This window comes from Paenibacillus sp. FSL H7-0331, assembly GCF_001956045.1.
This window is the reverse complement of record NZ_MRTH01000011.1, coordinates 111,298-124,844: the sequence shown is the minus strand read 5'-3', so window position 1 is coordinate 124,844 and position 13,547 is coordinate 111,298. Positions and strand designations below refer to the sequence as shown.

Sequence of the window (13,547 nt, the reverse complement as noted above, 5' to 3'; positions counted from 1 at the left end):
TTATGGTTGTTTCTACTAGGCGGTAATATCGATAGAAGTACTGCCTGATCCATTGGCTGTAGGACTTGCATTCAATTGGCTTTGTACAGCTTCATCATCTACAACGGTAATAGTATCGACGTTATTTCCTTTTTGCTGTTTAGCGGATTGTTGAGATTGCTGCTGTCGTTGTTGTTCCTGAAACATTCCGGATTGAAAAGCCTGATTCTGGGATACTTCCAGTTTTTCGACTTGAATGCCTTGACTTTGCAGCGTTGTTCTCAGCTGAGATAGCTGACTTTCGAGCATTTCTTTACCTAAGGAGCTATCTGCCATAAACTGTGCAATAAGCTGACCATTGTGCATAGTCAATCTTACGTCAACCTGACCCAAATTCTGAGGGTACAAAGAAAGCTTGGCTTCTGTAAAACCATCCTGCTTCGTTTCCAGTGTAAAGGATTTAACGACTAACTGTGTCATTTCTTCTACAAAATTAGGCGCCTGCATTAAAATCACAGGTGGCTTGGTAACGGCTTGTGTATTTTGTACATGCTTCAAAAACTCATGCATCGGTATAGCCGGAGATTCATCGGAAGAATCATTTGGCAGATCAACCAAAGGTTCAAATAGCGGACTTTCTGATCCATTGCTGTCCACAATTAATTTCGGCTGCACAGATTTAGCTGCTAAAAACTCAAGCTTGGAATTAGCTGTTGGCACTATAACCGGAATGGCGTCTTCCACTTTGTTGCCTTTATGCGAGCTAGTACGAACACTAGCTGCAAGATTTCCAATGACACGTGCAGCAGGTTTTTCGTTAACTACAGCAGCTGCGGTGTCAGTGCTCACTGCTTGCTCTGTCATGATAGTAGAATTGACTTGGGCTGCAACCGGTTGTTGAACCAGCGAAGCCATGAGCTTTTGCAGGTCATTCAAAGCTGTTTGTATAGCCTTCTCAACCTGTGGAGATGCTGATTTTTCACCATTTGCTTGTAGTAATTGGTTAAAGCTCTCCAACAGCTTAAAAGCTTCTTCCTTGACAATTACTTTGTTGGAATCCCCGGGTCTCGAACCTGAGGCTTCAGTTGTAGCATTGCTCGCGTGGATTGGAACAAACAATAGCGGATTAAGCTCATTATCAGCTAATGAATTATTTGCTGCATTATCAATTACCTCGGACGTTCCAGAATTGTCATCTCCCGAAACTACTGGCTGCGATTGAGTCTGATCTGCAGCTGCTAGTGGCTGTAACAGCAGTATCGCTTGAAGACCTGCTAACCATGATTGAACATCCGGGTTATCTAAAAGAGTTGTTACATCCTCCGAATCAGATCCCAATAGTTTAATTAAAGCGTCTAGTTGCTGTGAGGAGCCTTTAACATCTTCATTACTTAGTGCGGATTCGTTGTTTGCAGCTCCTAATAGTTGGACCAATACATTCAGACCTGTTAATGCAGCCTGATTGGATAATGCATTCCCAGCTGGTGCTGAACTTGTGAGTAGTCCATTTAATGTTGACGAAAAGCCTCCCGTGGCTTGTCCATTTAATGAATTGGAAGCACCGGTACCTAAACTGCCACTGGTTGTAGAAGCAGCTGCAGATGAACTACCTGATGAAGTAACCGGTATTTGGGTTTGTGCCTGAATTTCCATTTTTTTCACCTCCCTTCATATGATTTATTGAATCAGACGAGCAGATATGAGTGCAGCCACTTCTTTAGATTGTTCGGATATTGCTGTAATAATTTTCGACCTCCCTGCGCTTTCCATTGAACTTAGAATAGAAATCACCTTGTCCGGATTTGCATTTTGCATTTCCATCAAAACAATAGCTGCACTTTTTGGAGTCATATTGGAAAACGTTGCTCCCAAATCATCTTTAGTCAGCTTTTGGGTAGCTTTAGGGTCAGGAATAGTGACCTGCTTAAGACGTTCCTGCAATGCGGCAATTTGTTTGTCCTTGGCCGTTGATTGGTCCTTTAACAATATAGAAGCTTCAGCAGCTTTCTTTGGATCCATTTTCTCAAGGATCTTGACCTTGTCATCTGTTTTCATCGAACTCAGGACAAGTACCATCTCAGGGATCGTCAAGTTTTCCATGATAGGTGCGGATTTTGAAGGAGACATCTTGGCATACATCGTTGCAAGCTGTTGAATTTGTGCTGAATATTCTTCATCGGAAAGAGCTTTGGCTTTGGTTTGCTCCTCCAAAGAGCTGTTTTTCGATTGCAGTTCTTTAATAGTTTGATCACGTTGAACAACAGCAGCATCACTTTTTTTCAATTCCTGATCTTTTTGATCTAATTGCGCACTTAAAGCCTGAACATTTTCTTCGGCCGTTGGTGGTGAAGCCGCCTGTCCAGTTGATGCCTTCTTATCTGCTGGCTTGCCATCAGTAGCTTTGGATTTAGGTTCAGGTACAATACTGCTAATTACCGGTATATTCTTTGCCGTTCGAAGTACGTTGTTCATGACATCATAATCGAAAATGGTAAGTAAAACGCCAAGCAGAACAGCAGTGAATACAAACGGTATCAGAAACCAAATTAAAAACCGTTCCATTCCCCCATACGAGGAGCTTCCTTCCACATCAACATTTGCCATCATCATCGCCTCCCGTCTTCTGCTGTTCTATGACAATCTCCTGAATCGGTTCGTTGCCATCTCGTCTAGCTGCTCTTGTTCTTTTTTCAGCACAGTGGCTGCAAAGCTTTGATGTGCCTTATCCTTGGCTTTACTCCAAATTTTCTCTTCAAGCACTTTACCTGCCAATACATCCTGCTTGGTCACCACGACTCGTTTGGCACGCTCCAGATCGTTGTTTTTCATCACAATCTGATTACTGACTGTGTCAACAAAATGCTGCAGCAGCATAATTTCCGAAATTGTCGTTTTGCCTACAGAAGTCGAATGCAACTGCTCTTGCAGTCCATCTTTTTCCGAACAGAGCACAGACATCGAGGATTCCTCCTCACGCACCTTGCCAATTGCTTCAGACAACATCCATTCCGCTTGTGTCTTTTCATTTGCTTTTAAATCAACAATTTTTTGAAAAGCGTATTTAAAGCGTCTCATTTAATCTCATCCTTTATGAAATTGTTGGATTAAGCTTTCCTGAGCTTCACTGAAGGTTAGCTTCTCACTGACTTTTTGCTTGGTGAAATCCCAAATCAATTGAATATATTGCAGAGAAAGATCAATATCCGGATTCGAACCTTTTTGGTACGCCCCTATATTAATGAGATCTTCCGAATCCTTATATATGGACATCAATCGTTTCAAATTTTCTGCTGCAGACATATGCTCAGAAGTTACAATTTCCTTCATTACCCGACTGACGCTGGACAATACATCAATAGCTGGATAGTGACCACGGTTGGCAATTGAACGATCCAAAACAATATGTCCATCTAAAATACCACGTACAGCATCTGCAATCGGCTCATTCATATCGTCCCCATCAACGAGAACGGTATAAAATGCTGTAATCGAACCTTTGGGTCCGGTACCAGAGCGTTCTAATAACTTGGGCAGCATGGCGAATACAGAAGGTGTATATCCTCTTGTAGCAGGCGGCTCACCAACAGCAAGACCTACTTCACGCTGAGCCATCGCAAACCTTGTCACTGAATCCATCATCATCATGACATTCAGGCCGCGATCTCTGAAATATTCGGCAATACTGGTTGCAATTAATGCTCCTTTAATACGAATCAGAGCGGGCTGATCGGAAGTTGCCACAATGACTACGGACCGAGCAAGTCCCTCTGCTCCTAAATCCCGTTCGATAAAATCCAATACTTCACGCCCACGCTCACCTATAAGCGCAATCACATTGACATCAGCAGAAGTATTTCTGGCAATCATACCCATCAATGTACTTTTTCCAACACCAGAACCAGCGAAAATCCCTACACGCTGACCTTTACCTATCGTTAGCAAGCCATCAATACAGCGGACACCTACACTGATAGGATCCAATACCCTTGGTCTTTTCAACGGATTACCAGGTATATTGTTAGTTGAATACTGTGTCATTCTGGAAGGAAGAAAGGTCCCATCCAAAGGCTGACCAAGACCATCCAAAACTTTTCCCAGCAATTCATGTCCCACCTGTACGGTAAGCGGCTTTCCTGTTCCAACAACATCGCAGCCAGGACCTATGGATGTTAGCTCACCCAACGGCATAAGCAGAACCCTGTTGTTCTTAAAGCCAACAACCTCAGCTTTTAACGGTTTATTTGATTTAAAAGGATAAATATAACAAACATCACCAATGCTTGCATCCGGACCTTCTGATTCAACGGTTAATCCAATAACCTGAGTTACTTTTCCATTAACCCGAATCGGGTCCAGTTGTCTTAAGTGTTCAATATATTTGGATGCATTCGGTACTTGGATCATCTACGACCCCTCGCTTCGTACTGCAAGATGTTGTAGAGCATTTTTAATTTCCTTTAACTGCGTATCAATTCTCGCATCAATACTTCCAAACGTTGATCTGACGACGCAACCATGATCATGTACAGAAGGATCGGGGATAATTTGCAATTCCGCTTGTGAATCAATATGCAGCAGAAGCTCTTCACGCGCATCCTGAATATAAGGAAATTGTGAAGGCGATATGCAAAGGGTTATAATTCCTTTTTCTCTCCTTCGGGCAAGAACGGTTTTAATTAGGTCAGTCACCCATTCGGATTCTACTGTAAGCTGTCTGGAAACAATCTTCTCTGCTATGGAACAACTCATCTCGATCAGAAAGGGCTCTGCTTCTTGTATAATTTGCTGTTTGAGCAAATACGATTGCTCCAATATGGTGGATGACTCCTGCAGCATCTCATTGTACTGATTACGAAGCTCTAATTCTGCCTGTGCGGCTCCTTCTTCAAAGCCTTTTTGATAGCCTTCTTCCTTCAACTGTGTTTGCAACTCAGCGTCATGCTGTCTCTGTTCATTCCACCACAGTTCGATTTCGGCTTGTGCCTGCTGCCTTATAGCTGCTGCTTCATCCATCGCAGCTCTTACCTGCTCTTCGGCAAAAGCTTCTGCATCCTGAAGAATTTGCTCCTTAATTTGAGAAGCTGTTGCTAGCTCTTCTAATTCTTCTTGGGAAAGCTCTTCCTCTTCATTTGATGTTTCATCAAACAGCTTCGGCTGAGCAGCAATTTCCACAATTTTCTTCTCTTCCAACGATACATATTGGGAAATCTTGATGACATTAGACAATAATATCATCTCCTCCACCACGTGCAATGATAATTTCTCCGGATTCTTCTAAACGACGTATGGTAGCCACAATACGTGTCTGCGCTTCCTCTACATCGCGCAATCGAACGGGTCCCATAAACTCCATCTCTTCCCGGAATGTTTCGGACATCCGTTTGGACATGTTTTTGAAAATTGCCTCTCGTACTTCCTCACTTGCTACTTTAAGTGCCAGCTGTAGATCCGCATTTTCAATATCGCGTATGATGCGTTGGATAGAACGATTATCCACATTAACAATATCTTCAAACACAAACATTCTTTTCTTAATCTCTTCAGCCAACTCTGGATCCTGAATTTCGAGAGAGTCTAAGATCGTCCTCTCTGTTCCTCGGTCAACACCGTTCAGAATCTGAACGATGGCAGATATCCCGCCAGCATTTGTATAATCTTGAGTTACGGTAGCAGATAGCTTTTGCTCCAACACCCGTTCAACCTGACTAATAACCTCAGGCGAAGTGCTGTCCATCAGAGCAATACGTTTAGCCACATCTGCTTGCTTGTCCTGAGGAAGCGATGAAAGAATAATGGAAGATTGCTCAGGCTGCAAGTAAGCCAATACCAGGGCAATCGTTTGAGAATTCTCATTCTGAATGAAATTCAAAATTTGAGCAGGGTCGGCTTTTCTGGCAAAGTCAAAAGGCCTTACTTGCAGGGTCGCCGTCAAACGATTGATAATATCAAGCGCCTTCTGCGATCCCAGTGCCTTCTCAAGTATTTCTTTGGCGTACGAGATACCGCCTTGAGAAATAAATTCCTGAGCTAGACAAATCTGATGAAACTCGGACAATATCGATTCTTTTTCTATATTGTCTACTTTTCTAACATTGGCAATTTCCAATGTTAGCTGCTCGATCTCTTCATCTCGAAGATGCTTGAAAATTTGAGCAGAAACCTCCGGTCCCAGGCTTATCAACAGAATAGCTGCTTTTTGACGACCTGATAACCCTTGTTGCTGAACTTTAGCCAAAAAAGCACACCCCTATTCGTCTACTAACCATGTACGAAGCAAATTAACAAATTCTTCCGGCTTTCTTTTGGCCAGGGTCTCGAGTTGCTTACGCACTTGATTATCATTAGTCACATTATCAATATCTATGGTCGGGAATTCCACCTTAGCTGGCTCTAGTGCCAATTCCTCTTCAGCTTCACGCTTCAATCTCCGACGTCTTACAAGCAAGTACCCGCCTAATACTAACAAAGCAAGTGCAAGTCCGCCTAGACCACCATACAACAGCATAGCATTGGAACTAACAGCAGTTGCATTAGGTCTTGCAAAATTATGTGCAAATACAGTTACCTTTTTAGTCAAATCGTCATCAGTCAGTGTTTGCTTGTTATCAGCAAGTGCCGCTCTTACCACGTTTACCAATATGCGTTGTACAGCATCTTTGGTTTCCTGAGTTAATGAATTAGGATCTTCAGGATTAGGTGGTTCAATTCCTACATTTATGGTTAAATCTTTAACAATGTAGGGAGTTGCAACGATATCATTCGTGATCCGGTTAACTTCATAATTGACTGTCTTTTGAAGCTCCTCGGATTTGGCTGTACCACCATTGTTACTACCGGGATAACCTGGTACATCAGATTGCCCCGTACCTGGAACGCCAGCAGCAGCCGAACTTCCATCACTGTTATAATTTTTTTGAATTTCTTGAACAGAAATTTCCAAACCTTTTTGATCCACCACATTGGGTGCAGTCACAAGCTGCTGCTTCGTATTGGTTTGATCAAAATTCATGGTAGAAAACACCTGAACAATCACTTTATCTTTTCCAAGCAGGGTAGCTAGCATTTGTTGAACATTTTTTTGAATATCATTTTTGAATTGATTATTGATTTCAAAATTTTGCGTCGCCATGCTGGTGTTAGTGATTTTCCCCTTGCCTTTGGAATACTCCAGCAGTTCCCCGTTTTGATCGGAAATCGTAATGTTCTCAACTGGCAATCCCTTGATACTATGAGATACGAGATTGTACATCGTGTCAACTTTCGCCTGGTCCAGACTATACCCAGGCTTCAAATTTAGAACAACCGAAGCCGTCGCTTTTTCCTTTTCGGCTCCTTTAGGTAGAAACACTGTCTCTTCTGGTAAGCTGATCAACACTTTGGAACTGCTCACTGCGCTGTTCGAATTGATAAGCTGCTGAAGCTCTCCTTGTATTGCATTCACATACTTAACATTAAATTCCTTGTCCGTTGTCCCAAATGTGCTGTTTTGATTAAAAACCCCGTATCCGATATTTCCGCTTTTATTGATGCCCTGCGATTCAACAGCCAATTTCACATTGGCAACCTCGCTTCGCGGAACCCCAATACTTTTCCCATCTTCGCTGAGTTGGTAGGGAATTTTCGCCCCATCCAAATAAGTCTTTATTGCAGCAGCATCAGTAGCTTGTAAATCCGTGTAAGCCAGGGCGTACTCTGTTTTTGAAAAGTTATAGCTAATAATTCCAATCGTTAGTAAAACCAGAACAACCGTTGCTACAAAAGTAATTTTCTGTGTTTTACTAAATTGATTCCAGTATTGGGTTATCTTGTTCCAAAACTGGGTTAGATTCTCATTCACTCTTCCACCCCATCTAAAGACTCAAGCTAAGATTCAAAGTGCTTTTATACTTGCATCCTCATGACTTCCTGATATGCATCAATCACTTTGTTACGTAATTGTACCGTCAGCTCTAATCCAAGGGATGCCTTCTCCGAAGCGATTATCAACTGATGTACATCAGAGATCTCTCCTTTGGCAAATTTATCATTTAACTGATCGACCTGCTGCTGCTGAGTATTGAGCTTGGTAATTGCATCCGATAAAAAGCTTCCAAACTGATCGGTCACTTCCGACGCACTCAAGCCTTTAGCAGCAGATTGAGGAATGATGGCTTGTAAAGGCTGGAGCCCCATTTTTTCTACCATGGTGAAGTCCCCTTTCTATTAAAATAATTGTTATCTGCCTATCTCCAACGCTTTTGCGATCAATGATTTGGATGCATTGAGTGCAGTTACGTTGGCCTCATAAGAACGGGAAGCAGAAATCATATCTACCATTTCCTTAAGCACGTCAACATTGGGCATCATTAAAAATCCGTTCTCGTCTGCGTCGGGATGCGTTGGGTTGTAAACTTGCTTAAAGGGAGAAGTATCCTCAATAATTTGTGTCACTTTAACCCCTTCTCCAGCGGCATTGGTTTGTGCATTTTGGAGAGCTTGCTCAAACGAAGGTTTCTTTGGCTCAATAGTAACCAGCTTCCTTTGATAAGGTACCCATTTTCCGTTGACTAGTTTAGCTCTCGTTGAGTCAGCATTGGCAATGTTAGAAGATATAACATCCATTCGGAAACGTTGCGCCGTTAATGCAGAGGAGCTAATATCAAACCCGTTCGTAAGCTTCATTGGTTACCCTCTCCCTTGAATTGCCGTTCTTGCCTTTTTAATATCATTGCTGATCTGTTGAACCATCACATTATACCGAAGTTGGTTCTTAGCCATTAAAGACATCTCCGAATCAATATCCACATTGTTTAAATTGTTATTGATCGTCGATTGCTTGTCTTTGACAATCTGTGCTTCTACTCTGGCAGGTCGCCCGATGTAAAAATGTTTAGGATCCGTTCTGTACCCTTCAAAAGAAGACACATTCAATTCCTGCTGCAGTAGCTCTTCAAAACGAACCTCTGATTTTTTGAAGTAGGGAGTATCTGCATTAGCTACATTATCAGCGATGACACGCTGGCGTAAAGTTGCAGCATCCAAAGATCGTTCCATTTGATTAAAGCCGGCTTTATTAAGAATATCCATGTTTGTTCCTACCTTTTTTCGGTAATGTTAAATTGTACTATTCAACAAGTCTAATACATATTCCTCCTTTTCTCGACATATTAATCGAAATAAAATATAACAAATTTCGTTGATAATCATAGTAAAAGAGACCTATAACTATATTGATGATATTTGGGAATTATTACAATGAGAAAAAAGCCCTATATTTTATATATAGGGCTTATAACCTGTAATTTAACTATAACTTTATACTTTGCAATCCGGTCATAAGTTGATCATTAAGAACACGAATATAGGTGCCTTTCATACCTAAGGATCTTGTCTCAATTACCCCGGCACTTTCGAGCTTTCTCATCGCATTAACAATCACAGATCTTGTAATTCCGACACGATCCGCTATTTTACTTGCGACAAGCAGCCCCTCACTTCCTTCCAGCTGTTCGAAAATATGTTCGACTGCTTCCAGTTCACTGAACGATAAGGAACCAACAGCGACCTGTACAACCGCTTTACTTCGAGTTTCTACCTCTATCTGCTCAGCTTTTTCGTGCAGAATTTCCATTGCCACTACAGTTGATCCATATTCAGCCAATATAAGGTCGTCATCGATAAAGGCATGATTCCAGCGAGTCAAAATCAAGGTGCCTAATCTTTCGCCGCCCCCAATGACAGGTACAATGGTAATGAAGATGTTAGCCGCGGAAGCCTCTTCCCCGAAAACATGATATTCACTATCCGCACCCATATTTGACGATGTTTCGTTGATTTTGAGCAGCAATTGATTATATTCGTCCGGAAATCGGTTCTCACTTCCAAGGGTTGCGGACAATATTTCATCCTGAACATCCGTATCAAATGCTCTGCCGAGCACTTTACCCTTACGACTAACTACATATATATTGGCATGCAGAATGTCACTCAGCACACTAGCCATATTCAGAAAACTGACCGGGTTCCCCGCTTCTTTTTGCAGTAGTCTGTTCAAGGTTCGTGTTTTTTCTAATAATGTCATGAAACTGCCTCCCAGTGCGTCCAACGGTTATAATAAGGGTTATAAAATGTATTGGCTTAAATCTCGGTTTTGGACAATATCCGAAAGCTTCTCTCTTACATATTCCGGAGTAATGAGAATTTGTTCAAGAGTGATCTCCGGAGCTTCGAAGGACAGATCCTCCAGTAATTTTTCGAGTATCGTGTGTAAACGTCTGGCTCCGATATTGTCTGTGTTTTGATTAACCTCTGCAGCAATACGAGCAATTTCTTCAATTGCAGCATCAGAAAAATTGACATGGATGCCTTCAGTTTCCAAAAGAGCCGTATACTGCTTTGTTAATGAATACTGCGGTTCTTTTAAAATGAGTATAAAGTCCTGCTCGGTTAAACTGCTTAATTCCACCCGAATTGGAAATCTTCCTTGAAGTTCAGGAATTAAATCGGACGGTTTGGCAATATGAAAAGCACCTGCAGCAATAAAGAGAATATAATCGGTTTGAACCGGTCCATATTTAGTCATCACTGTCGAGCCTTCAACGATAGGCAATATATCTCTCTGCACACCTTCCCGTGAAACATCAGGACCGCTGCCGCGGCCGGAGCTGCAGATCTTATCGATTTCATCTATGAATATAATCCCAAGCTGTTCGACACGCAGAATCGCTTCCTGTATGACCTCATCCATTTCCAGCAGCTTTTGGGCTTCTTCCTGAGTCAATACTTTTCGGGCTTCCTTGATAGTCAGCTTACGCTTTTTCATTTTCTTGGGCATCAAGCTTCCAAACATTTCCTGCATATTCATTCCAGACTGCTCGTTACCCTGACCCGATAACATATCCAGCATATTTGGTGCACTATCTTCCACTTCTATCTCTATCGTCTTATCCTCAAGAAGACCTTTCAGCAGCTGCTCCTTTAGCTCCTGCTTACGGGAAATCAGATTATAGTCTTCCTCTTGTTCCTGTGGCTCTGAGTTTCCGGCATTGCCAAATAACATTTCCAAAGGATTCCTTTGTGTTTTCTGCTTATTGGCTCCTGGTATTAAAATAGAAACAATCCGATCATTTGCCAGCTGTTCCGCTTTATCTTTTAATTTTTCCGTGCGCTCTGCTTTGACAATGCGAATCGAAGTCTCAACCAAATCTCTGACCATCGCTTCGACATCACGTCCAACATAGCCAACCTCTGTAAATTTAGTCGCTTCGACTTTAACAAAGGGAGCATTGACCAATTTGGCTAAACGTCTGGCGATCTCTGTTTTACCGACTCCTGTAGGTCCAATCATTAAAATGTTTTTAGGCACGATTTCGTTCTTTATGGATTCATCGAGCAAGCTTCGACGATACCGATTACGAAGAGCGACGGCAACCGATTTTTTGGCATTTTTTTGACCTATAATGTACTGGTCTAACTTGGCGACCACCTCTCTGGGGGTCAAAGCTGTATGCTTCAAGAGAATACCTCCCTCATCCTATTCGATTTCTTCCACTATAATGTTGTGATTGGTAAACACACATATCTCAGCAGCCATGGTTAGAGCAGCCTGTGCAATTTCCTTGGCACTCATATGAGATGCATAACGATGAAGCGCACGTCCAGCCGCTAGCGCAAAAGAGCCACCTGAACCAATTGCCAAGATCCCGTCATCAGGCTCAATAATTTCACCATTACCCGAGATCAAAAGAACATAATTGGCATCCATTACGATCATCATCGCTTCCAGCCTGCGCAGAACACGGTCAGATCGCCATTCCTTGGCAAGCTCAACAGCAGCCCGTTGCAGATTGCCTTGATGCTCCTCAAGCTTGGCTTCGAACTTTTCAAACAAAGTAATCGCATCCGCAACACTTCCTGCAAAACCTGCTACCACTTTGCCACGGTACAGTCTTCTCACTTTTTTTGCTGAATTCTTCATGACCATGCTGTTGCCAAAAGTTACTTGCCCATCGCCGGCAATCGCACCTTTACCTTGATGCTTAATAGCAAAAATCGTTGTTGCATGAAAGGTTTGCTCCATCCAAAACCTACCTCCAAAAAGTAAACTTTATACCGGGATCATACAATAGAAAAACCTCGATCGAGTCGCACAAATCAGGCAGCCGCGATAAGAGGTTAATGTATTCACAATATTATCTTATTTATTTAAGCCCAAAACTTATATTATCATAGTAACGCTTTTCGTTTCAAGTTAAATTGTATTCGTTTTGTGAAAAATTCTGAATTTTCTCAATAGCACGTTGAGCTATTTTTTCATTTTTGAGCTTTTTACTTTTAAATCGTTCACCCAAAGGTGGTAAAAGTCCGAAGTTGGCATTCATCGGTTGAAAATGATTGAAATCAGCAGTCGTAATATAATTAGCCATGCTGCCCAGTGTCGTATCCAGCGGTAATACCACACATTCTTTACCCTTTGCAAAACGCCCTGCATTTATTCCTGCTATTAATCCGGAAGCAGCAGATTCTACGTAACCTTCAACACCGGTCATCTGACCCGCAAAAAACAAATTGTCCCTGTTGACGAACTGATAGGTTGGCTTCAGAAGCTTGGGAGAATTAATAAATGTATTGCGATGCATGACACCGTAACGGACAAACTCGGCATTTTCCAATCCGGGGATTAATGAGAATACCCGTTTTTGCTCTCCCCACTTTAAGTGAGTTTGAAAACCTACCATATTATATAGGGTTCCTGCAGCATTATCTTGACGCAATTGAACGACAGCATAAGGAAGCTCATTCGTATGTGGATTGATCAAACCTACCGGCTTCATAGGGCCAAATAATGCCGTTTGCTTGCCTCTTTGTGACATGACCTCTATAGGCATACAACCTTCAAAATAAATCTCTTTTTCAAAATCTTTGATCGGCGCTACCTCAGCTGAAACAAGAGCATCATGAAACACATTAAATTCTTCTTCAGTCATCGGACAGTTCAGATAAGCAGCTTCCCCTTTATCGTAACGCGAAGCCAGATATACCTTGCTCATGTCGATGGAATCCTTCTCGATAATAGGAGCAGCAGCATCATAAAAATATAAATACTCTTCCCCCATTAGCTGCTGCAAATGTGCAGAAAGTGCAGGTGATGTTAGCGGACCCGTTGCCACCACCGTTATCCCCTCAGGCAGCGATTCCAGCTCCGCATTCCGCACCTCAATCAACGGATGATTGCGCAGCATGGAGGTTACTTCTCCTGAGAAACCGTCACGATCCACTGCCAGCGCCCCGCCAGCAGGAACCGCATGTTTGTCGGCGCAACGAAGAATCAACGAATTAAGATGACGCATTTCTTCCTTTAATACACCAACAGCGTTAGCAAGTCCATTCGCACGAAGCGAATTGCTGCATACTAATTCAGCAAACTGATCTGAAATATGTGCAGGTGTTTTCTTCACAGGACGCATTTCGTATAGGATAACAGGGACACCTTGATTAGCAATTTGCCATGCAGCTTCACTGCCAGCCAAGCCAGCCCCGATTACGGTAACACTAGGTAATTCTGACACAATCATATCCTCCTAAGATTA

At 42.3% G+C, this 13,547-nt stretch carries 14 protein-coding genes; all 14 read right to left on the bottom strand.

All coding sequences use genetic code 11. From position 1 onward, the window contains the following. Nucleotides 1–15: 15 nt before the first annotated feature. Nucleotides 16–1,632: a flagellar hook-length control protein FliK gene (locus tag BK127_RS17935; protein ID WP_076232752.1), complete on the bottom strand. Its 1,617-nt coding sequence runs from the start codon at nt 1,630–1,632 to the stop codon at nt 16–18. Nucleotides 1,633–1,656: 24 nt separating this feature from the next. After that, nucleotides 1,657–2,583: a MotE family protein gene (locus BK127_RS17930; RefSeq protein WP_076232749.1), complete on the bottom strand. Its 927-nt coding sequence runs from the start codon at nt 2,581–2,583 to the stop codon at nt 1,657–1,659. A gap of 27 nt (nt 2,584–2,610) precedes the next feature. Beyond that, nucleotides 2,611–3,054: a flagellar export protein FliJ gene (gene fliJ / locus BK127_RS17925; protein ID WP_076232747.1), complete on the bottom strand. Its 444-nt coding sequence runs from the start codon at nt 3,052–3,054 to the stop codon at nt 2,611–2,613. 6 nt (nt 3,055–3,060) lie between these two features. After that, nucleotides 3,061–4,383, bottom strand: a complete 1,323-nt coding sequence (gene fliI / locus BK127_RS17920) for a flagellar protein export ATPase FliI (RefSeq protein WP_076232744.1) — start codon at nt 4,381–4,383, stop codon at nt 3,061–3,063. Then, on the bottom strand, nt 4,384–5,205 hold the full coding sequence (locus tag BK127_RS17915) for a FliH/SctL family protein (RefSeq protein ID WP_076232742.1): 822 nt from the start codon (nt 5,203–5,205) through the stop codon (nt 4,384–4,386). It abuts the gene before it with no gap. Further along, on the bottom strand, nt 5,198–6,214 hold the full coding sequence (gene fliG / locus BK127_RS17910) for a flagellar motor switch protein FliG (RefSeq protein WP_076232739.1): 1,017 nt from the start codon (nt 6,212–6,214) through the stop codon (nt 5,198–5,200). The genes BK127_RS17915 and fliG overlap by 8 nt, the downstream gene beginning before the upstream one ends. A 12-nt stretch (nt 6,215–6,226) precedes the next feature. Beyond that, the gene (gene fliF / locus BK127_RS17905) at nt 6,227–7,816 is read right to left on the bottom strand and encodes a flagellar basal-body MS-ring/collar protein FliF (RefSeq protein WP_076232737.1); all 1,590 of its coding nucleotides are present in this window, start codon (nt 7,814–7,816) and stop codon (nt 6,227–6,229) included. A gap of 44 nt (nt 7,817–7,860) precedes the next feature. Next, entirely contained in the window at nt 7,861–8,163 is a 303-nt protein-coding gene (gene fliE, locus BK127_RS17900) for a flagellar hook-basal body complex protein FliE (RefSeq protein ID WP_076232734.1), read from the bottom strand. Nucleotides 8,164–8,193: 30 nt separating this feature from the next. Next, entirely contained in the window at nt 8,194–8,640 is a 447-nt protein-coding gene (gene flgC, locus BK127_RS17895) for a flagellar basal body rod protein FlgC (protein WP_076232732.1), read from the bottom strand. A gap of 3 nt (nt 8,641–8,643) precedes the next feature. After that, nucleotides 8,644–9,045: a flagellar basal body rod protein FlgB gene (gene flgB / locus BK127_RS17890; protein WP_076232729.1), complete on the bottom strand. Its 402-nt coding sequence runs from the start codon at nt 9,043–9,045 to the stop codon at nt 8,644–8,646. Nucleotides 9,046–9,265: 220 nt separating this feature from the next. Continuing rightward, a complete protein-coding gene (gene codY / locus BK127_RS17885; protein ID WP_076232727.1) occupies nt 9,266–10,039 on the bottom strand; it encodes a GTP-sensing pleiotropic transcriptional regulator CodY in 774 nt (257 codons plus the stop codon). A 39-nt stretch (nt 10,040–10,078) separates the two neighbouring features. Further along, nucleotides 10,079–11,473: an ATP-dependent protease ATPase subunit HslU gene (gene hslU / locus BK127_RS17880; RefSeq protein ID WP_076232724.1), complete on the bottom strand. Its 1,395-nt coding sequence runs from the start codon at nt 11,471–11,473 to the stop codon at nt 10,079–10,081. 18 nt (nt 11,474–11,491) lie between these two features. Further along, entirely contained in the window at nt 11,492–12,037 is a 546-nt protein-coding gene (hslV, locus tag BK127_RS17875) for an ATP-dependent protease subunit HslV (protein ID WP_076232723.1), read from the bottom strand. 166 nt (nt 12,038–12,203) lie between these two features. Continuing rightward, entirely contained in the window at nt 12,204–13,526 is a 1,323-nt protein-coding gene (trmFO, locus tag BK127_RS17870; protein WP_076232722.1) for an FADH(2)-oxidizing methylenetetrahydrofolate--tRNA-(uracil(54)-C(5))-methyltransferase TrmFO, read from the bottom strand. Nucleotides 13,527–13,547: the final 21 nt, after the last annotated feature.

Bases quoted from the DNA above. Each gene is read 5' to 3' on its own strand.
- flgC (WP_076232732.1), bottom strand. From the start codon at position 8,640: ATGAAGCTTACGAACGGGTTTGATATTAGCTCCTCTGCATTAACGGCG.
- fliI (WP_076232744.1), bottom strand. From the start codon at position 4,383: ATGATCCAAGTACCGAATGCATCCAAATATATTGAACACTTAAGACAA.
- hslV (WP_076232723.1), bottom strand. From the start codon at position 12,037: ATGGAGCAAACCTTTCATGCAACAACGATTTTTGCTATTAAGCATCAA.
- BK127_RS17930 (WP_076232749.1), bottom strand. From the start codon at position 2,583: ATGGCAAATGTTGATGTGGAAGGAAGCTCCTCGTATGGGGGAATGGAA.
- fliJ (WP_076232747.1), bottom strand. From the start codon at position 3,054: ATGAGACGCTTTAAATACGCTTTTCAAAAAATTGTTGATTTAAAAGCA.
- flgB (WP_076232729.1), bottom strand. From the start codon at position 9,045: ATGGATATTCTTAATAAAGCCGGCTTTAATCAAATGGAACGATCTTTG.
- fliE (WP_076232734.1), bottom strand. From the start codon at position 8,163: ATGGTAGAAAAAATGGGGCTCCAGCCTTTACAAGCCATCATTCCTCAA.
- BK127_RS17935 (WP_076232752.1), bottom strand. From the start codon at position 1,632: ATGGAAATTCAGGCACAAACCCAAATACCGGTTACTTCATCAGGTAGT.
- codY (WP_076232727.1), bottom strand. From the start codon at position 10,039: ATGACATTATTAGAAAAAACACGAACCTTGAACAGACTACTGCAAAAA.